Raw genomic sequence first — 21,981 nt, forward strand, 5'->3', positions numbered from 1 at the left:
TATCCCCCCTTAGCTTACCTTTCTTAAATGCTTACGCCATCTCGGGAGGAATACCTCATCAACTATATCATTGAGTAGAGCCATTCCAATAATATGATATTCTTTGTCAACAACAGGCAACGCTAATAAATTATATTTTGAAATAAGCTCAATAAGGCTTTCGATGCTTTCATTATCTCCAATTGATATTACATCATCTTCCATTACATCTTTCAATAATGCATCATCATGCAAAAATATAAATTTTCTTAATGAGATTATCCCCTTTAATATATTATTATCATCAACAACATATAGATAATATGGTATATCTTCATTTTCATAATTGCTCTTTAAGTATTCTTTCGCTTCTATAACGGTCATCTTTTCATTTAATGTTACATATTCCGATGTCATTATACTTCCTACAGACATGTCTTCATATTTCATTAGTTTTCTTATAGCATCTGCATCATCTTTCTTCATACCTGACAATATACTTTCTGCGAATTCATCCTCAAGTTCTTCCAGTATATCTGCAGCCTCATCCGCATCCATTGTACTTAAAATTCTCGATGCCCTACCATTCATCATATTCTCAAGCAAATTTACCTGTATATCTGGTTCTATTTCTTCTAACGCGTTTGCAGCCACTTCATCATCAAGGGCTTGAAAGACTTCTGCTCTTTCCTTTCCGTCAAGGTCTTCTATTATATCCGCTAAATCTGCAGGATGTAGATTGTATAATTTTTCATATGGTACAGATAATTTAAGTTTGTCAATGCCTTTATAGAGTGTCTCAATGCTGTCCCATGAAATCAAATATTCGGGAATATTGAATTTAAAAATCTTCTCAAAGCTATTTACTATACCCATTACGCCAAGTCTTCTTAAAATACCCAAAACACCAACATCGACAGCCAACACGATAATATCGCCGTGTATATAAACGAGTTTTATATCATTTACTCTAACTACTTTTCTTCCATTGAGGTCTACAACTTGTTTATCCATTATATCTCTATCAAGATTTAGGTAGCTTTCTTCAATAAATGTCTCTATTACTCTTTTGCATTGAAGGATTATTCTCTCATTTTCTTCTTTTAACTCAATATTTTTTATATCAACTTTAATTGGTTTTTTCCTTGCCTTTATTTTTACTGCAAGTACTTTTGGATGACCCGCTTCAAGTGATACAACTAGGTCAACGATCTTCCCTATAGGCCTATTTCTAATGTCAACTAAATTATGACCCAATATATCGCTTAAATAAAATCTTGTTACATTCATTTAAACCTCCTCCTTCAGGGGGAGGAGCCGGTTTAATGATAGACTCCTCTCCCATATTTTTTTGTTTAATTAAAAAAATTATTCGCTTATAATAAGGGCCAGAGTCCATCATTACCACCTGCCTTTAAAATATTAAAGCCTTTTACATATGTAAAAGGCTCATTACTCAACATACTCGTTGGGTTTTAGCACTATACGGCATAGGATTTACCGGCTGCATTAGATTAAACCTTATTACGGTAGAATCTGTTGACCCATTGGCATCTCTCGATGTTTCCGGGCATCAGCATGTATCCGCATAGGAGCCTCACTTAACGATAATTATTTTTTTGTAAGTAAATTATAACACATAATATTTCTTTATACAATAAAATTATGCCATATTTTTTAATCTATCCATGTCCTTTATTATTATTTTATGTCTTTCTAATTTTATTACATCTTCTTTGTCAAGTTGGCTTAAAATCCTTATAACATTTTCCCTCGATGTTCCGACCATGTTTGCAAGGTCTTGCCTGCTTAGATTTAATTCTATTGAAATGCCTTCTTTATTTTTAATGCCTTTTTCCCTTGCAATTGTCAGTAATATAGAAACAGTTCTTCCTAAAGAATCCTTCAGTGCTAAATTTTCAATTATTACTGCCACATTTTGAAGTCTTTTTGCCATAAGCTTTATTATTCCAAGTGCTATCTCATTGTTTTTTAAAATCAAGTTCTCAATATCTTTATTTTTTAATACTATTACAACCGAATCTTCTATCGCCTCAGCAGTTGCAGGATACACGCCACCGATAAAAAGCAGTGATTCTGCAAAAATATTTCCCTCTTCCATTATCTTTATTATATGCTCTTTCCCTTGTTGTGATATCTTAGATATCTTCACTTTACCTGATTTTACGAAATATATTGCATCGCCCGTATCCCCTTCAAAGAATATGGTGCTTCCTTTTTCGTATTCTTTTATTATGGCTATACTATTTAATTCTTTAAGAGAATTTTCATTAAGTGTATTAAAATAAGGTATCTTTCTTAAATACTCATAATCACTCATATTAGATACATACCTTTCTGACTACTCTGTCCTGTATTTATCAACACTTACGAATTTCGTATATTGTCCCATCCATAAAAGCTCAATTGTCCCTGTCGGTCCATTTCTATGTTTTGCTATTATTAGTTCTGCTATATTTTTCTTTTCAGAATCCTTATTATAATAATCATCTCTATAAAGAAACATCACAATGTCAGCATCCTGCTCAATCGCACCAGATTCTCTTAAATCACTTAAAATAGGCCTATGGTCTGATCTTGCTTCAGGTGCACGGGATAACTGTGATAGTGTTATTATCGGTACCTGCAGCTCCCTAGCAAGCCCCTTTAAAGACCTCGATATCTCTGATACTTCCTGCTGACGGCTTTCAGGATTACCTTTGCCTTGCATAAGCTGCAAATAATCAATCAAAACCATGCATAGACCTTTCTCTAATTTTAATCTTCTGCATTTTGCCCTTATGTCCATAACAGATATACCTGGTGTATCATCTATATAAATTGGTGCCGCTGATAGTGGCGCCATAGCAGCTGCAAGTTTTGGCCAATCATCGTCATCAAGATTTCCTGTTCTCAATTTTTGGCTGTCAATATTTGCTGTAGAGCATATGAGCCTATTGACAAGCTGTTCTTTTGACATTTCAAGGCTAAAAATGGCAACAGGCTTTTTCTCAGATAATGCGGCGTTCTCCGCTATATTCAAGGCAAAAGAGGTTTTACCCATAGATGGCCTTGCAGCCAAAAGGATGAAATCAGATGGTTGAAATCCAGATGTTTTTAAATCAAGGTCCGGAAATCCTGAAGGTACACCAGTAAGATGACCCTTGTTTTTATAAAGGTTCTCTATGTTGTAAAATGTATCCATCAAAACATCTTTTATAGGGTAAAAATTCTCTGTATTTCTACCTTGTGCAATGTCAAATATCTTTTGCTCTGCAATATCAAGGACTTCGTGTATATCACTTCCGCCATATCCTAATTCCATTATCTCAGAAGATGCCTGAATAAGCCTTCTCAACGTGGCTTTTTCCTGTATCATCTTGGCGTAGTATGACACGTTTGCTGTTGTTATTATACTGGAGGACAAATTCGTTATATAATCTATTCCACCTATTGCTTCTAAAAGATTTTGACGCCTCAATTCGTCGACAACGGTAACTAAATCAACCGGAATGTTTTTTTCAAACATATCCATTATGATACTAAAAAGCTTTTTATTTGCCTCTTTATAAAAGTCATCAGCTTTTACTATCTCTGATGCATCTATGATTGCATCTCTTGATAAAAGCATTGAACCTAAAACAGCTTGTTCCGCTTCTAAGTTTTGAGGAGGGATTTTATTCCACTCCATTTTTAAACCCCCTTGAGCCTCAGCTATTCACTTACAATGTCAATTTTTATCTTTCCTTGAACACCAGGATACAACTTTACATCAGCATAAAATGTACCGGTCGTCTTTATCGGCTCAACTAAATTAATCTTCTTCTTATCAATGTCATAGCCTCTTTTATTTAATTCATCCTGTATATCTTTAGATGTTATTGATCCAAATAATTTCCCATTTTCTCCTGTCTTTACTTTTAATTGAATTGCCTCTTGCGATAATTTTTTTGCTATCTCTTGCGCATTTTCTACTTCTTTTTGCCTTTTCTTTTCTTCAGCTTTTTTCTTTTCATTTAAAATATTTATGTTTGATTGTGTAGCATCTATAGCAAAACCACGGGGTAATAAATAGTTTCTCCCATATCCATCACTTACATTTACTACATCACCTGCTTTACCAATTCCCTTTACATCCTTTTTCAATATAACTTTCATTATGCTTCACCTTCCTTAAAGTAATCATTTATAGCTTTTTTTAAATCCTCTACAACTTCATTAAGTGGCTTTTTTAATTGCGCCCCTGCTACTGTCAAATGTCCACCACCGCCAAGTTTTTCAAGGATTACCTGTACATTTATATCGCCGAGGGACCTTCCGCTTATTGCAACATCATCTTTCCTTTCAAATATAACAAATGATGCCTGTACTCCCTTTATATTTAAAAGCTCATCTGCCGCCTGTGCAACAATAACATTATTCGCTTCATTAGGACTTATCGCAATTGCGATTCCTTCTTTACTAATCTCGGCATTTTTAACTATTGTAGATTTTATTATATACGATTTTAAATCATTTTGAAATAGCATCTTGACAGAAGTTGTATCAGCTCCTTTTCGTCTCAAATACGAGGCTGCTTCAAATGTCCTTACACCAGTTCTAAATGTAAAATTCTTTGTATCTACTGTTATACCTGCTAGAAGGGCTTCCGCTTCTATTGGTTTTAAATCTACTTTATCTTTTATATACTGTGTTATTTCTGTCACAAGCTCACAAGTTGATGAGGCATATGGTTCAAGATATACAAGCAATGCTTTGTCAATAAATTCCTTGCCCCTTCTGTGGTGGTCTATGACGATTATCCTCTCAGTCATCTTCACTATGTCCGGATATGTCAGATAACTGGGTCTATGAGCATCTACAACGATCAGGAGCGTCTTTGGATTAACAAGGCTCTTCACATCACCCACATCTATAAAAGGATTTTCATATTCTTCAGTCTTTTCAATCCTTTCAAGAAGGGTTTCTATAGCTGGGTTTGATTTATCAAGAATTATTTTTGTATCTTTGCCAAGTGATACAGCACACCTGTACATCCCCATTGCCGCACCAAGTGAGTCGAAATCCATAAAATTGTGTCCCATTACAAAAACATTTGATGAATCATCGATCAGCTCTCTAATAGCGTGTGACACTACTCTTGCTTTGACTCTTGTCCTTTTTTCAACAGCTTGTGCCCTCCCACCGTATATTAATATTTTCTCACCTTTTTTGACAACAGCTTGGTCTCCTCCTCTTCCTAATGCTAAATCCATTGCAGATGATGCATATTCATTAAGTTTCATATATTCTAAAGATTCTGCACCAACACCAATGCTCAATGTAACGGGAATTTTATTGCCAACATTTATGTCTCTTATAAAGTCAAGTATTTCAAATCGATTTTTCTCTAAATTATCTAAATCGCTATTTTGTGTTATAAAAACATATCTGTCATTCGCATATTTTTTAATATATGCGTTCATAGATTGTGCCCATATGTTGAGCCTTCTTTCAATTTCAGCAGCAACAACCGGCCTTTTAAGGTCCTCTGCCGACTGCAAAGCCTCTTCGTAATTATCGACAAGTATATATCCTAAAACAGGCTTAGAACTATTGAACTTAGAGGACATTTCCACATATTCTGTTTCGTCAAATATAAAAATATTGTAATATGTGTGGTTATCTTTTGACTTTCTCTTTTTAGTAGGTGATAAAATGCTCAATATATAATAATATTTGTCGCCAATTTTAATATGGTATTTATCGTTCCGCTTACTTTTGGCATACTTCACAATTGCATCATTAATATCCTTTTTATCTTCAAAAGTCTGTGCAAAATTAGAATTGTACCAGATAATATTACCTTCTTCGTTTATCATCGCTGCAGGTATCGGCATCAATGCGACAATATTTCCAGATGCCCTATCTACACTAAAAAACAGCCTTTCTATATACCTGTCAAATTCTGAACGCTTCTTTTTTGCACCTCTGTATTCACTGAAGAGTATATATATAAGTATTAAAAGTGAAATAGAACCTATATATAAATTATAATAAAAAAGAATTATTGTCAAAATCGCAGATAATAATATATTAAGAACGCTTGTAGAGGATATTAAATTATAGAACTTTTTATCAAACATATTTACATCCCCTTAAAATCGTCATATACCCATAAGCATTATCAAATAGATTATGTCTTTATTTATCTTCTATGTGAATCTCCTTAAATTCATTCCTGTATCAATAACGCCTAATAGTGTCATTAAGGAAAATGTTACAGGAAACATAAACAAAAGTATCAAAACAATATTGCTTATAGCAGGTTTCACATGAAATTTTCTCGTCATATAATATTTAACATATGCAAGTCCGCTTATTGTAAAACCAGTTGATAAGAGCAACATCAAATTTATTGATACAATGTTTGTTGGTGCAAAATATTGATACAGAAGTGTACCAATAAATATCCATCCTGTTGTATATGGCATCCTCCACAGCATAAAAGGAGGCAATTTTTGTACACTTATATCTTTGCCAATCAATATTCTTGTGACCATCATATAGTTTATTACTACCATAAATGCTATCATTATAATGAACATCGAAGGTATAGTGATCTTTATTGTATCAACCATCGATGTCAACATACTCCTAACTAAAGCCTCATTTGGGGCATTTTTGTAAAGTGTTATAAATTCATTGCTAACTTTTGTATATACACTTAATAAATCATTTATAACATTGATGCCAAATAACTTTAGTATGTATAAGATAGCTACAAGCCCTAAAAGGGATATAACACCTGTATCCTTTACAACTTCTTGTGAAGGTTGCTTTTTTGATATGAGATAGCCCATCACAACTCCCATAAGGCTTATAACAGCAACAGTCGCTGCTATTATTATATCTGTAAAAATAAATGATGCAATAAAAAGAACTATAATTGCTAAAATGGCATATGATATATTGCTTCTCACACATATTATGCTAATAGGCACAGGTATGAAAAATAGTATGAAAAAAAGCGGTGGTATGTATACACCGGCTATTACCATTATAACTGCTATTGCAGCCATAATAGCAGCATTTGTAAGGTTTTTATTACCCATTATTACTCCTCCACGCTTTTAAACTTTATCTTTTCCTTAGATATGTAATAAGCTCTTTGTAATTTAATGTATCCTCTTCTTTAATTTCAGCAGGAATCAACCTTATTCTTTTTTCAATTTCTTCATCTAATTCTTTATAATCATAGCCTAATTTATTGCCAAGTAAATATCCTGTAATTATAATATGGCATATATCATCTATTAATTCCAATGACATATCGTCTTGATTAAAAGCATTAAATAGTGATGCAGTGCGGTTTAATAGCTCAATCTTTAAATTTTCTATAATTTTAATATTTTTTGCTATATCAAAATTATTCTCCATATTATCCCACCTTAAACATACAAAGAGAAAAACAAGAGAGGGCAATGCCCTCTCTATTATAACACTATTCAGCTGTATATGGTAGTAGTGCAATCTGTCTTGCTCTTTTTATTGCGACAGTAAGCTGTCTTTGATGTATTGCACAGTTTCCAGTTATCCTTCTCGGAAGTATCTTGCCTCTTTCAGTTATATACTTGCGAAGCTTTCCGACCTCTTTATAATCTATCTGTTCAACTTTATCGGCGCAAAAAGCACATACACGCTTTTTTGCTTTTCTATTTTTTCTTCTCTGTGCAGAATTTTCTTTACTACTACTATTATTATTATTGTTATTTGCCATTTTCAACCCTCCTTAGAATGGAAGATCATCTTCTGATTCTACCGGAGCAAATCCATCAAAGTCAACGTTCATAGTATCAATATCTACATCATGATTCTCTTTATTAGCATCATTGTTTCCATTTTTATTTGAATCAAGAAATTTCACTTCATCTGCAACAACTTCTGTTGCCCAATGACGATTGCCGCTATTATCATCCCATGAACGCGTCTGGATACTCCCAGCAACAGCTACTAACCTTCCTTTTTTTAGATTACTTCCACAAATTTCCGCAAGCTTTCTCCATGTCACGATGGGTATAAAATCCGCCGGTCTTTCTCCATTTTGTGATGTATAGTTCCTGTTTACAGCAATTGTGAATGTTGTAACAGGTGTCATATTTGACGATGCATATTTAAGAACAGGATCTTTTGTAAGTCGGCCTATCAATACAACTTTATTTAACATAATTAAACCCACCAATCATCATTTATTTATCAAGTTTAACAATAAGATATCTCATTACACCATCTGTTATCTTATAAACTCTCTCAAGCTCATGGGGAACTTCCACATCGCCGTTAAAATTCATGAGAACATAATAGCCCTCATTCTTTTTATCGATTTCATATGCTAGCTTTCTCTTTCCCCATTCATCAACGTTTGTGACTTCTCCACCTTTTTCTGCTATAAGGTTTTTAAACTTTTCAATATAAGATGGTCTTGCCTCATCATTTATCTCCGGTGAGAGAATAAAAATAGTTTCATACGATCTCATTATTTCACCTCCTTTTGGACTATGCGGCCCTTTCGGGCAAGGCGGCAATCCACATTGATATTCTATCATTGTTCATCAAGTTTTTCAACAGTTTTTATAATTTTTTTGATTCCCTTTTCAAATTTTGGCCTCGGTAGCAATACCATTCTCCCGCATTTTAAGCATTTAATCCTTATGTCCATCCCGACTCTTAATATTTCCCATTCATCACAGCCACATGGATGGACTTTTTTCATTTTGACTATATCTCCAACATTAAGCTCTTTCGGCATCTTTCTCACCTTTTTTAATATTTTCTTTTAATAAGATATCCATATGAGGATATGGAAATTCTATTTTCATATCGTCAAATACTTGCTTTATCCTGTACCTTAAATCTCTTTCAACAGCCCACTGCTGCATAGGCTTTGTTTTTGCTACTACTGTTACCTCAACAGATGAATCATTAAAACCTGTTATACCAAGGACAGATGGACCTTCTAAGATATCATCTCTATCGTTTTTAATTTCATCACATATTTTAGTTAAAACATTTGTTACTTTATCAACATCTTCTTCATATGAGATACCTATATTCACAAGGGCCCTCATACCACCTCTTGTATGATTTGTCACAACTTTAATCTCCCCATTTGGAATTATGTGCAAATCACCTGAAAAATCTCGAACTTTCGTAATCCTTAAGCCAATTTCTTCAACGATACCTGAAAAATTATTCGTAGTAATATAATCCCCGACCCCAAACTGGTCCTCAAATATGACAAAGAAACCTGTTATGACGTCTTTCACAAGGCTTTGAGCGCCAAAGCCCACAGCAAGGCTTCCAACACCTGCGACAGCCAAAATTGATCCCATTCTAAATCCTAATATTTCTAAAATTGAATAGACTGCAACAAAATATATTACATATCTTAAAATGTTTTTCATAAGTGATGAAAGTGTCTTCATCTTTCTTTCAGGAAACTGAATTTTAGACCTATCCTGCATTATGTAAAACCTATCGATCAAAAAATACCCGATTCTTTTAGAGATATACGCTATTATTACAATTTTCAATATATCAAATATCGTCTTAAAGAACTTAATGTCGTACAGGTTCAAAAATTGTTTATAAAAGCTAAGTAAGTTTTCCAAAATACCACCCTCTCATATTAACGTTAATGCCCTTTATGCTTATCTATGAAAGAATCAGATGTAAAGCATATCATGCTTTTATATTATTCTCAGAGCAAAAAGATTTTATAAATATAACCGCTATTTAAAAATATTCTTGCAAACTGTGATTTATCTATATAAATCCAATATTGGAAGGGTATAATATTGCTGATTGTTTTAAATAATCCAAAAGCAATGTAAAGTATTATCACGGCTTCAAATATACCAAGTACACCACCGCCAATCCTATTAAAAATCTTTATAAACGAGTAATTTGCTACAATGTTAAGAAGTACTGCGCATATCCTTAGTAAAATCATAAAAAATACAAAAGTAAAAATTATGCTTATAAGATTAACAAACGGCCTTAATGTAGCGACATTAAAGAGCATCCCTCTAAATGAACCAGCTAATCTTGAAACAAAATTTAACAAATACTTATTTTCCATGATATAGTTTGATACATATGGATAAAATTTTATGGTAAAAAACCATGATATAACAAAATTTGCAATTCCATAAAGTGTCATAATAAAGCCTCTTAAGTAACCAGTATACATGAAGGATATAATTATTATTACAATTATTAAGTCTATGATATTCATAAAAACCACCTTAATACCTTTATTATTATAATACACATTTATTGATTCATTTTCAACCATTTCAATTTGCCAGTTTGTGTCAAGTAGTTGTTGGCAAATTTTTTTCTTCAAATTTTATCCGCATAATGTTTAATGTATTGTGAATTTTCGTGCAATTGTTATTACTCCATTCTTATCTTCATATTGCGCCTTTTATATGACTTTTAATTCACTTAAACATTTGTATCTGAGTATTTCTCTTATTGCTTTTCGACTGTTTGTCATTGCACAACCTTCAAACGGCATACCGCCTCTTTGTATGCGATATGTTTTTGCTTTTTTCTGCTTTTTGTTTACATCCGCTGCTGATAGTTTTATTTCTTCTTTTATCTCTGTTAATTTTTCTTTTGATATTATAACATTGAAGTATGTTTCTACTACACTATAAAGTTTTCCACTTGTCTTTAAGGCTAATATCTTTGCTAAATTGTTTGCACCTTTTTCTGTCCAACTCATTTTTCCTGCATTCATTCTGCTTGCTAATGTGTCAAATATATTGTTTTCCATTGTTCCTAAATGTTTGTATTCTATTCCTTCTGGGGCTTCTGGTATTTTTATTTCTTCTCTCTTTTGGTATGGTTTTATCCCTTCTTTATTGGCTACTAAATAGTTATATAGTTTTTCTAATTTCTTCATTTGCTTTTCATCATCTTTTTGCTCTATCATTAATTTTGCTATGTATTCTAGGCTTTCTTCTGCTTTTCCTTCATCTAGCATTTTCATTAATTTGCGGGCATCTTTTTTGTTCTCTACATTCCTTATTACTGCTTGGCTTTTATGAAATGGATCTAATTGAAAATATACTCCTTCTTCTCCCAAGCTTTCTTTAATCCAACTTGCTCCATCCCCATTTATTATCTTTATTTCTATTTCGTCTATGTTGTATTCTTTTGCTATCGTTGCATCTACTAATTCTTTAAATTCTTTGCTGCTTGCAAATCCTGCACATGCTATTTTATTATGTGTTATATATTCATTACTTCCTGGGCTTCTTTTTACCCATCCGTCGTATGCTACTGCTAATTTTATTTCTTTCTTCCCTCTGCTTTTTTTGCCTTTTGGTCTATCTTTGCCTTGCATAGATAACCATAATCCATCCATTTCTTGAAATAACATTTTTGTTTCTTTTTCTCCTCTTAATTTGTTTTCTTTGAATAGTTTTATATCTTGTTTTTCTAATTCCGCTATTTTCTCTCCAATCTTTTGTATTATATTCCATGCAGTTGTATGGCTTATGCTTTGATTTGTTAATGATTCTATATTTTTCGCTGCTTCTCTATATGATATTTCTGTTACATTTTCTACAACTTTTTCAATAAGATTTGTTGATATATGCCCTATTGTATCCATTTTTAAATACTCATCTAAAAGATAAACATATTCCTTTTTACCTTCACTATTTATATGTCCATAAATTCTTTTATCAAATTCAACAGTGCCCATAATTGTCTTTACGTTTGTATGCTTTTTACCTTTACACCTATATTCTTTTTTGTCCCTTTTTTCTAGTAGCATATCATCTATTTTCATAAGGATTTGAGCCATTATTTTACAAGCTTCTTCGCAGACTAATTTGTAAATTTCTACTTCTAAATCCTTGAAATTTATTTCATTTTCGTTTAAACTTATTTCTAGCATGTAATCACCTCTATAACGCTTTTTTGTTTTTTCTATTTAAACATTATAGCGGATGATTCATGTGAATGGAAGGTATCTTTTGGATGCCTTCCTTTTTCTATTTTTTACCGCCTACTAAAATTATACACTAAGAATTTGCCAATATTTTAAAAAGCGTATTAAGTACTCAAATGTTGTAAAAAATATTAATAATAATATGCTAAAAGGAGATGGCTTATGAATTTTATCAATATCAACAATAAAACTTGCTACAGGGATTTTTATTTAACATTCTCAAAATACTTAAATACACTATTTAATTTTAGAGATGATATTGTAGTTGTCTGTATTGGAACAGATAGGTCAACGGGTGACAGTTTGGGTCCGATTGTCGGATACAAGCTTAAACCTTTCTTTTCTAATAAAATTGGTATATATGGAACACTAAGTGAACCTGTACATGCTAAAAATCTGAATGAAACATTGAATATGATAAACAAAACATATAAAAATCCTTTTATAATTGCAATTGATGCCTGCCTCGGATCTTTAAACCATGTAGGATATATTTCAATTGGCGAAGGACCGATAAAACCTGGTGCTGGTGTTTTGAAGGACCTGCCAGCCATAGGAAATATGTATGTAACAGGGATAGTAAATATATCAGGGTTTATGGAGTTCATGGTGTTACAGAATACAAGACTTAATATTGTGATGAAGATGGCAGACATAATTACATATGGCATAACAAAGTCAATAATTGGACTTAAAATATACAACGAAGAAAGGGCCTAAAACAATTAAGCCCTTTCTATATTAACAACATTATCATATGCCCTTGTTTTTATAAAACTATTGATGGTTTCTACAATAGGTGAAAATTTCTCGTAAAATACTATAATAAGATCACCGGGTTGTGCACTATGCATAGCAGCTTTAAGTGCATCTGTCTCTTTTAATATTACTTTTATATTATCCTTATTTAAGCCACCTTTTAGTACTCCTATTTCAAGTAACTTTGCTATCTCGCCCGGCTTTCGTCCTCTTAAGTCCAAATCTTCTTTAATGTATACCATATCAAATCCGTTTCCGCAGATCTCTCCAACTTTTAATGAACTGGAATCGCTTCTATCACCTGGTACACCAATAACACCGATTAATCTATTTGGATTAAGCTTTTGTGCCGATTCTATGACATTTTTTATGCCTGCAATATTGTGTCCATAATCTACGAGAACTCTGAAATTTCCGACATTGAAGATGTTAAATCTACCAGGGTTATGATTTTCATCACAGTAAAATGCTTTTATTCCCTTTGATATAATATTTATAGGAACTTTGACACCATATGATGCTGCAATTGCTGCCATAGCGTTTTCTACATTATATAGAACTTTTCCATTCAATGTAGCAGGGATTTCATCTACTTTTACTATAGGCACTATCTCACCATTTGCTATTACTATAGTATCATCTTTGACATATACAGCGACACCACCATTTTCAATATGCCTTTTTATTGTTAAGTTGTTATCGTGCATTGAAAAATATATTATCTTTCCTCTCGCTCTTTCAAAAAGGTATGGTGTCATGGGATCGTCTGCATTTAATACAGAGTAACCGTCTTTTTTCACAGCTTCTATTACTAAAGATTTTACAAAAGCTAAATCTTCCAAGGTTTCTATGCCATCTATGCCAAGGTGGTCTTCAGATATATTTGTAATAACGCCTACATCTGCAAGGTCATATCCAAGTCCTTCTCTTATAATACCTCCTCTTGCTGTTTCCAAAACTGCTGCATCAATATTTTTATCTGCAAGGCATGTTCTAGCACTTCTTGGTCCTGAATTATCTCCTTTATATATGCACATATCATCTACATATATCCCGTCTGTTGAGGTCATTCCAACCGTATATCCATATATTCTCAATATTTGAGCTATCATTCTAACTGTAGTTGTTTTGCCATTTGTGCCTGTAACGGATATAATGGGTATTGTCGCTTTGCTTCCTTTAGGATATAACATATTGACAATTGCTTTTGCAACATTGCGCGGTTTACCCCTTGTTGGATAATGATGCATCCTTATTCCAGGTGCCGCATTAACTTCTATAATTGCACCTGTCTTCAAATTAAGTGGTAGAGCGATATTTTCCATCGTAATATCAATACCTGCTATATCAAGCCCAATAGCTTTAGCGGCGCGAATAGCTATCTCTATATTATCAGGATGTATTTCATTAGTCCTATCTACGGCGGTACCACCTGAGCTTAAATTAGCACTTTCACGGAAATATACATAGGTATTTTTTGGTGGTATGTCATCTATATCATAACCTTGTTTTTTTAAGACAAACTTTGATATTGTGTCAATATTTATCTTTGTCAATGGTTTCTCGTGGCCTTCACCTCTTAAGGGGTTCTGATTTTCGATATCCACAAGTTCTTTAATTGAATGCACACCATCGCAGAGAATCCTCGTAGGAATTCTCTCAGAAACTGCTACAACTCTATCACCTACGACAAGAACCCTGTAGTTTTTCCCTTTTATATGTTTTTCGACTATTACTAAATCACTAATGTTTTTTGCATTTCTGTATGCTATAATCAAATCTTCCCTATTTGTGAGATTTAAAAATACACCTTTGCCTTGATTTCCATTAAAAGGTTTTACAACAACAGGATATCCGATTTCTTCAGCTATTGCAATTGCATCATTTTCATTGTATGCAACATCACCTTCTGGAACTGGTAATCCGTACTCTTTTATAATTTTTTTAGTTAAAATCTTGTCACAAGCAATATCAACAGCAATACAATTTGTATTTTGCGTTATAGTACCCTCAATCATTTTTTGATATTTTCCATATCCAAGCCGCAATATGCTTCCATTTCCTACCCTTGTAACAGGTATAGATGCCTCTTCTGCGGCTTTTTTTATTGCCATTGTACTTGGGCCAAGTTCTGTCTCAATAACTACCTTGTTTATTTCCTCAAGCTTTTTTTCAATGTCAAAATCTTCACCTTTAACAAATTTATTAACCATTTCGACAGCTAATTTAGCTGACCTTACAGCACATTCTTCAAGGCCATATTCAAATATAACATTATAAATATATTCTTCAATAATCCTGGCTTTTCCGAATTTCACATCGTAGCCAAGCATATTTTGAAGTTCCAATATGATATGTTCTGTTACATGTGGTAAATATGTTCCCTCATAAAGCCTCTTTACAAATCCTCCTTCATATCCATATGAACAACAATGTTTATACAAACCAGGCATATGCTTTAAAAGCTTTTCGTTAAATCCTGGTATATTTTTTGTAGGTATATCTTCATTACCTGTATCAACAATCATTTTTATAACAGGCCTATGGCAATAAATATTTCTGCCGCGATATACCCTTATGTCTTTAATAACCATTATATATCCTCCTTGTTATATTTAAAAGGCTCTCTTGCCTTTATATCAAAACCATATCCAGACGGCAGTATATGAAGTGTCACATGTGTAAGTGCCAATATCTCATCAGGACTTGACTCAGATACATTGGTATTAATAAGTGTTCTTCCATCAACAATTGTTACGGCATTTGAGCCTATAACTCTAAATTCACTGCCATCCACAATAATTGCTGTATCCTCATCAATTCCCACACCGAGATTTTCTGGATTCTCTGCAATTGCAGTTAAAAGTCTACCTATTCTCCCCCTTTGTGCAAAATGCTGGTCTATTACAACTTCATTAAGAAGTCCTAAACCAGGTGCCATATTTATTGTACATTTTCTTGGTGCTTCTTCGTCATTTCCCCCTATTATCATTGTTCTTGACATGACAGATGCGCCAGCACTTGTACCGACAATCAAAATTCCCTTTTGATTTAATTCATTTAATAGTTTATCAATACCGCTTCCACCAAGAATGCTTGTTATTCTCAGCTGGTCACCACCTGTAAAAAAGACACAGGTGCTATTTTTTAGCCTTTGTTGTACAATTTTATCGTTTGCATCCTTTCTAGAATTTATATTTACAGTTTCCACATTTCCTGCACCTAATTTTTTAAAGATATTTATATAATTTTTGCCTACCTCTTCAGGTTTTTCTGTCGCGGTCGTCATAACCACTATTCTGCTGTTTTCACCACCAGATTGTTTTATCACTTCCCTCAATATTACGCACTTATCTTTTTTGTCTTCGGCACCACCTATAATAAGAAGTTTTCCTTTCGTAATTTCCTCCATTTATACGCCTCCACAAAAGAATTTTTTATGTGTGGCATAAAACTATTCTAAAATTTTATATAAAAATACCTTCAGACATATATATTATGGCTGAAGGTATCAAACAATATACTTTAATATTTAATTTGTACACAATTTTACAGCACTTTTTTTGACATTTAATTCTATATGTGATGATGGTAGAACCTCACCGTCAACACATATAGCGACTTCCTTTTCCATATTTACTCGAATATTTTTTGCTTTATATGTTTCAACACATTTTAATAAAGTATGTTTACCAATAATCGCCATAGGAAGTAAAAAAAGCAGTTTTAATTTATTAATCTTATTTACTATGATAATGTCGATAAATCCGTCTTTAGGATTAGCATCTGGGAGAATTTTAAACCCGCCGCCGTAAAAGCTACAATTTCCAAATGCGGCCAACATTATTTTTCTTTTTATCTTTTTACCATCTATGTCAATATTTATATCATATGGCTTATACTTTATAAGCACATTGAAAAGACCTATTAAATACGCAAAAATTCCTCTTAAAAACTTTTTAAATTTGGCAACTTCTAAAGCAACATCTGCGTCTATCCCAATATTCGCTATGTTGTTACACGTTATATACTTATTTATAATAGCACTATCAATGATATTTACTTTCCCATTTATCAAAATTTCTAATGCTTTTTTAATGTTTTTTGGAATGTTGAAAAACCTTGCAAAATCATTTCCTGTTCCAAGCGGTATTATGCCGAGTACAGCATTAGTATCTTTTAACCCATTTATCACCTCGTGAACAGTACCATCACCGCCAACTGCAGCTACAATATCATAACCGCTATTTGATGCTTCCTTAGCAAGTCTTGTGCCTTCTCCAGCAAATTTAGTTATAAATATTTTATAATCCTGTGCTTTCTCTTTCATTATTTTTTCTATCTTAGGTATCATTTTAATAGCTTTCCCGTTACCAGCTACAGGATTAACAATAAAGGCAATCAAATTATCCTCCTCCTTATTGGCCCTTTCTAGCCTTATCAATCGCTTGAATTTCCTCTGCTGATAAAGGATAATTTGATTGTGCTTTCATTATAGGTTTTGCGAAGGTAGCCGTTTCATTTCTCCCATATATGCCTGATATGACGACTCCATTATCATTGCTATCCAAAAGCGCAATAGAAAAACTCAAATCTGATCCAACATCGTTAAAAGCGTTGTATCTTACAATACCGACCTTTTTTATAGATGTCTTCATCTCATTGTCAATAAAACTAAGCTCTTTTCTAAATTTATCAAGTTTTTCATTGAATTCTTCGTTCTTCATTATATCCTTAGATAGGATATCTAAAATGTCACCTGTTTCAAGTTCCTTCATAACCCTTTTATACTGCTTTTTTAGCTTTGTATATTTTGAATTTATAATTGTTACAACTATCAAATCAAATAAACCAAGTGCAATTGCAAATAATATAAATAATCCTATGTTTTTTTCTAAAAGAGTCATAAGTTGTTGCATAATTTCTCCTCCGAATTTTAAAATTAGTTTATTTTCAATTTTCTTTTCGTAATATGAGAAACAAAAATGTTTCTTCTTTTATACCAAGAGGTGTTTAATCAATCGACTTTTTCATAATGTTTGTTTTGCTATTGTATATAGTGCTTTTGTAGCAATATCAATTTCATCTTTCGTATTAAAATAACCTATTCCAAACCTAACTGTGCCTCTTTTTAATGTCCCTAAGGTTTTGTGAGCTAATGAGGAACAATGAAGTCCTGACCTTGTTGCAATATCGTAGACTTTATCAAGAATATAGCTAACTTCCCCTGAATCTATATCTTTTATATTTACTGATACAACGCCTACTTGTTTTTCAGGATCTTTATTGCCATACAAAATAATATTTGGTATTTCTTCTACACCTTCTATAAACCTTTCTGTCAGTTCTTTTTCATGTTGCCTTATATTTTCTATTCCTACATTTCTTATGAATTTTACGCCTTCTTTGAGTCCAGCGATACCCGGTGTATTAGGTGTTCCACTTTCTAACATGTCAGGCATCATACCAGGTTGATAAATCTTTTCAGAATTGCTTCCTGTACCACCTTCTTTTATCGTCTTTAATTTTATCGTATCTCTAATATAAAGTCCACCAGTTCCCTGTGGTCCAAAAAGAGATTTGTGTCCAGGAAATGCTAACATATCAATATTATCTTTTTCAACATCAATTGGATAATTTCCCGCGGTTTGGGCAGCATCAACAAGGAAATATATACCCATTTCCCGGGCAATACGTCCTATTTCCCTAATGGGCAATAATGTTCCTGTGACATTTGATGCGTGTATCATCGCAATCAATTTTGTGTTAGACTTAATTGCTTTTCTAATATCCTCTATATCAATATTTCCCATAGGATCACAGTCTACTATTGTTAGATCGACCCCTTGATTATCTTTTAATGCCATCAAAGGCCTTATCATCGAATTATGCTCCATGCTTGATGTTATAACATGGTCACCACTTTTTAAAAAACCCTTTAAAGCAATATTCAATGAATCTGTGGTATTAAGCGTAAAAATTACTCTCATTGGATTTTTTATATTAAAAAGCTGGCATATTTCCTGCCTCGCATCCAATATATATTTTCCTGATTCAATTGCCATCTTATGGCTGCCTCTGCCTGGATTTCCACAACTTCTCATCACTCTATCTATTTCATCATATACTACATCAGGTTTTGGGTATGATGTTGCTGCATTGTCAAAATAAATCAATCTTAACCCCCCTATCTTTACACTAATTCAGTAGTTTTAAAAATTCCTTATTAATATATGGAGGCATCTTTCTTTCCGCCTTTATTACAGCCCTATATGCGGTATCAATATCTACCATGTTTTTATTGCTGTATATTCTGTATCTGTTTCTATATTTCTCAGGAGTAGATATAAGCATGATAGTATTTGCACCTGACATCAAAGCTTTTACCTGTGCATCTTTATCGACTGTGGCTAAAGCGGTTGTTGCAGGGATAAATACATTCTTTAAGACAAGCCTTGTTGCTGCTACAGTTTTTAGTGTCATCTCAACATCTCCATGAGGCAGTGATTCAAATGGAGTACCCTTAGCAGGAACAAAGGGGCCAATGCCTACCATATGAATTCCCATTTCTTTAAAAAATATTATATCCTTTGCTATATCTCTCGCTGTCTGGCCGGGCAATCCAATGATATTGCCGTTACCATTTATATATCCGTATTTTCTCAACCATTCAGAGCATTTTACCCGATAATCAAAATCATCATCCGGATGTATATTTTTAAATATTTCCCTATTAGTAGTTTCTATTTTTAATAGAAAATTATTTGCACCAGCTTCCTTATAATGTCTGTATTCTTCTTCATTTCTTTCCCCAATACTTAAGGTTATCCTCATTTTTGTTTCTTTTTTAATCCTCTTTATTATTTCTATTATCTTTTCTTCGGTATACCACAAATCCTCACCAGATTGAAGTATCACGGTTTTTATACCTATCTTTTTAAGTTCTTTTGCGGTATCAACTATTTCATCGATGCTCATTCTATACCGTTCAACTAACATGTTGTCCCGCCTTAAACCGCAGTAAAAACAATTTTTTCTACAAATATTTGAGAATTCTATAGCAGCCCTTATATCGACGACATCTCCAACAATCGCTTTTCTCATTTCATCTGCAGCATTATATATAGAACTGAGGTTCTCATCTCCGTTTGCACTGAGTATTGTTACTATATCATCTTCATCTAACTCTATTCCCATCTCTACTTTTTTCAGAACATCTTTTATGTCACTATCCAAACCTTTATTAAGGCGATTAATAAGCCCATCAAGTTTTCTTATTTTATACGGATATATTCCTTTTACAGAAATAGAATTACCATAAAGCAATTCCTTTGCCATATCAATATTATATGCATTAATTTTAATTGCGGTACTGCATACGGAACCATACTCTGCTGGCGCAGGGACCAATTCTGTTTTAATCCCATTCTGTTTTAATATTTTATCAGCATTAAGCATATGCTGTGTTGAATTGCAAATTATTATATAGTGTTCCATATATTCGCTCCTAAGAGTTTTAGTATTTTATATATTATATTTTATATTTATTTAACCATAGTTACAATAGAAAAAATGCATTTGTCTTAACAAATGCATTTATGATTTATTTATAATAAGTTCAGTTAGTCTTGAAAGGTCATCTTCGCCATAATATTCAATCATTATTTTGCCTTTATTTCTTCCAGGCAATATCTTTACCTTCGTCCCGAAAAATCTACAAAAATTATCTTCAATTTCTTTTATATACACATCATCATATGTCTTCTTCTTTTTCTTTACATTTGAAACTTGTTTTATTAAGTTTTCAGTTTCTCTGACATTTAGATTTTTATCAATTATTTTGTTGGCTATAAAATTCTGCTTGTCCAAATCTTGGATAGCTAATATCACTTTTGCATGGCCTATGGATATTTTGCCCTCAATTAACATTTCCTGCACTTTATCATTTAAGTTTAATAGCCTTATACTATTAGCAATGGCAGATCTGCTTTTGCCAACTCTTTTAGATATTTCTTCTTGTGTTAAATTAAATTGCTCAATAAGGGATTTATATGCTTTAGCTTCGTCAATAGGGTTTAAATCCTCTCTTTGAAGATTTTCTATCAAGGCTATTTCCATTACCTTCTGGTCGTCAAATTCTTTTACTAATGCGGGTATTTCTTTAAGACCAGCTAATTTTGCAGCTCTCCACCTTCTTTCACCAGCTACTATCTGGTATCCATAATCAATCTTTCGAACTATGATAGGTTGTATAACTCCATTTTCCTTAATTGATTCAGATAGTTCTTGCAATGATTCATCATTAAAATGTCTCCTAGGTTGATATTGATTTGGTTCTATATCGGATATTTTAATATATTCAACTCCTCTAGAATTTTCATCATCGAATTCTGGTATAAGAGCTTGTAGACCCCTTCCAAGCCCTCTTTTACTATTCAACTGCCTCACCGTCCCTTTCAATCATTTCTAGCGCGAGTTCATCGTATGCTTCAGCACCTTTTGAATGTGGATCATATATAGAAATAGGCTTACCAAAACTTGGTGCCTCACCTAATCTTATATTTCTCGGTATTATCGTTCCATATACTTTACCCTTAAAATATTTCTTAACCTCATCAACTACCTGAATGGATAAATTTGTTCTAGCATTAAACATAGTAAGTACAACACCTTCTATGTCTAATTCATGATTTATATTTTTCTTTATGAGATTTATTGTATTCATAAGCTGTGTAAGCCCTTCTAATGCATAATATTCACATTGAATCGGTACTAATACAGAATCTGATGCTGTAAGTGCATTAACAGTAAGTAAACCCAATGATGGAGGACAATCAATCAGGATATAGTCATAATCATCTTTTACATCTTTAAGTGAATTTTTTAGTCTGTACTCTCTAGATAACATTGGAACTAATTCTATTTCTGCGCCTGCTAATTGAATACTCGATGGAACAATCGTAACATTCTCTATGTCCCTAGGCTTTACAAAAGCTTCCTTTATATCCGTACCTTCAATCAAAACATTATATGTAGTATATTTTAGCTGTGTATTATCTATGCCAAAACCACTTGTCATATTACTTTGCGGATCCATATCAACACATAATATTCTTTTCTTATTAGTTGATAATGAATACCCTAAGTTTATCGTTGTCGTTGTTTTGCCTACTCCACCCTTTTGATTTGCTATGGCTATTACTTTTCCCAAGTTATCACCCCACAAACAAATTAAA

General features: G+C 32.9%; 23 protein-coding genes and 1 riboswitch. Of the genes, 1 reads left to right on the forward strand and 22 read right to left on the reverse strand.

Annotated elements, in window-relative coordinates; translation table 11 throughout:
* Window positions 1–9: 9 nt before the first annotated feature.
* From CPG45_RS06430 to CPG45_RS06495, 14 genes are all read right to left on the reverse strand, one after another.
* Window positions 10–1,269, reverse strand: a complete 1,260-nt coding sequence (locus tag CPG45_RS06430; RefSeq protein WP_096231144.1) for a magnesium transporter — start codon at window positions 1,267–1,269, stop codon at window positions 10–12.
* Between the two features lie 164 nt (window positions 1,270–1,433).
* Window positions 1,434–1,595: riboswitch (M-box (ykoK) riboswitch) on the reverse strand.
* 47 nt (window positions 1,596–1,642) lie between these two features.
* Window positions 1,643–2,320, reverse strand: coding sequence for a Crp/Fnr family transcriptional regulator (locus CPG45_RS06435; RefSeq protein ID WP_096231145.1), 678 nt, complete (start codon window positions 2,318–2,320; stop codon window positions 1,643–1,645).
* A gap of 21 nt (window positions 2,321–2,341) precedes the next feature.
* Window positions 2,342–3,670, reverse strand: coding sequence for a replicative DNA helicase (gene dnaB, locus CPG45_RS06440; RefSeq protein ID WP_096231146.1), 1,329 nt, complete (start codon window positions 3,668–3,670; stop codon window positions 2,342–2,344).
* 23 nt (window positions 3,671–3,693) lie between these two features.
* Window positions 3,694–4,137 carry a 50S ribosomal protein L9 gene (gene rplI, locus CPG45_RS06445; protein ID WP_096231147.1) on the reverse strand — a complete coding sequence of 148 codons (444 nt, stop codon included), beginning with the start codon at window positions 4,135–4,137 and terminating at the stop codon, window positions 3,694–3,696.
* Entirely contained in the window at window positions 4,137–6,104 is a 1,968-nt protein-coding gene (locus CPG45_RS06450) for a DHH family phosphoesterase (protein ID WP_096231148.1), read from the reverse strand. The genes rplI and CPG45_RS06450 overlap by 1 nt, the downstream gene beginning before the upstream one ends.
* 69 nt (window positions 6,105–6,173) lie before the next feature.
* Entirely contained in the window at window positions 6,174–7,073 is a 900-nt protein-coding gene (locus CPG45_RS06455; RefSeq protein WP_096231149.1) for a DUF2232 domain-containing protein, read from the reverse strand.
* A gap of 25 nt (window positions 7,074–7,098) precedes the next feature.
* Window positions 7,099–7,398, reverse strand: coding sequence for a MazG-like family protein (locus tag CPG45_RS06460; RefSeq protein WP_096231150.1), 300 nt, complete (start codon window positions 7,396–7,398; stop codon window positions 7,099–7,101).
* A gap of 64 nt (window positions 7,399–7,462) precedes the next feature.
* On the reverse strand, window positions 7,463–7,738 hold the full coding sequence (gene rpsR / locus CPG45_RS06465) for a 30S ribosomal protein S18 (protein WP_096231151.1): 276 nt from the start codon (window positions 7,736–7,738) through the stop codon (window positions 7,463–7,465).
* Window positions 7,739–7,750: 12 nt separating this feature from the next.
* Window positions 7,751–8,185 (reverse strand): single-stranded DNA-binding protein, encoded by a 435-nt coding sequence (locus CPG45_RS06470; protein ID WP_096231152.1) that lies wholly within the window; start codon window positions 8,183–8,185, stop codon window positions 7,751–7,753.
* A 22-nt stretch (window positions 8,186–8,207) separates the two neighbouring features.
* Entirely contained in the window at window positions 8,208–8,495 is a 288-nt protein-coding gene (gene rpsF / locus CPG45_RS06475; RefSeq protein ID WP_096231153.1) for a 30S ribosomal protein S6, read from the reverse strand.
* A 65-nt stretch (window positions 8,496–8,560) separates the two neighbouring features.
* On the reverse strand, window positions 8,561–8,767 hold the full coding sequence (locus CPG45_RS06480) for a DUF951 domain-containing protein (protein ID WP_096231154.1): 207 nt from the start codon (window positions 8,765–8,767) through the stop codon (window positions 8,561–8,563).
* Window positions 8,751–9,629: a mechanosensitive ion channel family protein gene (locus CPG45_RS06485; RefSeq protein WP_096231155.1), complete on the reverse strand. Its 879-nt coding sequence runs from the start codon at window positions 9,627–9,629 to the stop codon at window positions 8,751–8,753. The genes CPG45_RS06480 and CPG45_RS06485 overlap by 17 nt, the downstream gene beginning before the upstream one ends.
* Window positions 9,630–9,718: 89 nt before the next feature.
* Window positions 9,719–10,366 (reverse strand): CvpA family protein, encoded by a 648-nt coding sequence (locus tag CPG45_RS06490; RefSeq protein ID WP_231969040.1) that lies wholly within the window; start codon window positions 10,364–10,366, stop codon window positions 9,719–9,721.
* A gap of 81 nt (window positions 10,367–10,447) precedes the next feature.
* Window positions 10,448–11,932 (reverse strand): ISLre2 family transposase, encoded by a 1,485-nt coding sequence (locus CPG45_RS06495; protein WP_096230214.1) that lies wholly within the window; start codon window positions 11,930–11,932, stop codon window positions 10,448–10,450.
* A 216-nt stretch (window positions 11,933–12,148) separates the two neighbouring features.
* On the opposite strand from CPG45_RS06495, the gene yyaC reads away from it, so the two are divergent.
* Window positions 12,149–12,706 carry a spore protease YyaC gene (gene yyaC / locus CPG45_RS06500; RefSeq protein ID WP_096231156.1) on the forward strand — a complete coding sequence of 186 codons (558 nt, stop codon included), beginning with the start codon at window positions 12,149–12,151 and terminating at the stop codon, window positions 12,704–12,706.
* 5 nt (window positions 12,707–12,711) lie between these two features.
* Here the strand turns inward: yyaC and cphA are convergent, their stop codons facing one another.
* The 8 genes from cphA to CPG45_RS06540 all read right to left on the reverse strand — a co-directional run bounded on the left by cphA (window position 12,712) and on the right by CPG45_RS06540 (window position 21,956).
* Window positions 12,712–15,339 carry a cyanophycin synthetase gene (gene cphA, locus CPG45_RS06505; RefSeq protein WP_096231157.1) on the reverse strand — a complete coding sequence of 876 codons (2,628 nt, stop codon included), beginning with the start codon at window positions 15,337–15,339 and terminating at the stop codon, window positions 12,712–12,714.
* A complete protein-coding gene (locus tag CPG45_RS06510; protein WP_096231158.1) occupies window positions 15,339–16,157 on the reverse strand; it encodes a cyanophycinase in 819 nt (272 codons plus the stop codon). The genes cphA and CPG45_RS06510 overlap by 1 nt, the downstream gene beginning before the upstream one ends.
* A 120-nt stretch (window positions 16,158–16,277) precedes the next feature.
* Window positions 16,278–17,150: a diacylglycerol/lipid kinase family protein gene (locus tag CPG45_RS06515; RefSeq protein ID WP_096231159.1), complete on the reverse strand. Its 873-nt coding sequence runs from the start codon at window positions 17,148–17,150 to the stop codon at window positions 16,278–16,280.
* 13 nt (window positions 17,151–17,163) lie between these two features.
* Complete coding sequence (locus CPG45_RS06520; RefSeq protein WP_096231160.1) at window positions 17,164–17,664, reverse strand: DUF4446 family protein; 501 nt, start codon at window positions 17,662–17,664, stop codon at window positions 17,164–17,166.
* Window positions 17,665–17,775: 111 nt separating this feature from the next.
* The gene (locus CPG45_RS06525; RefSeq protein ID WP_096231161.1) at window positions 17,776–18,921 is read right to left on the reverse strand and encodes an aminotransferase class V-fold PLP-dependent enzyme; all 1,146 of its coding nucleotides are present in this window, start codon (window positions 18,919–18,921) and stop codon (window positions 17,776–17,778) included.
* 22 nt (window positions 18,922–18,943) lie between these two features.
* Entirely contained in the window at window positions 18,944–20,242 is a 1,299-nt protein-coding gene (gene hydE / locus CPG45_RS06530; protein ID WP_096231162.1) for a [FeFe] hydrogenase H-cluster radical SAM maturase HydE, read from the reverse strand.
* 99 nt (window positions 20,243–20,341) lie between these two features.
* On the reverse strand, window positions 20,342–21,184 hold the full coding sequence (locus CPG45_RS06535) for a ParB/RepB/Spo0J family partition protein (protein ID WP_096231163.1): 843 nt from the start codon (window positions 21,182–21,184) through the stop codon (window positions 20,342–20,344).
* Window positions 21,177–21,956, reverse strand: coding sequence for a ParA family protein (locus CPG45_RS06540; RefSeq protein WP_096231164.1), 780 nt, complete (start codon window positions 21,954–21,956; stop codon window positions 21,177–21,179). The genes CPG45_RS06535 and CPG45_RS06540 overlap by 8 nt, the downstream gene beginning before the upstream one ends.
* Between the last annotated feature and the right edge of the window lie 25 nt (window positions 21,957–21,981).

Origin of the sequence: Thermoanaerobacterium sp. RBIITD (genome assembly GCF_900205865.1) — a bacterium.
Classification (GTDB): domain Bacteria; phylum Bacillota; class Thermoanaerobacteria; order Thermoanaerobacterales; family Thermoanaerobacteraceae; genus Thermoanaerobacterium.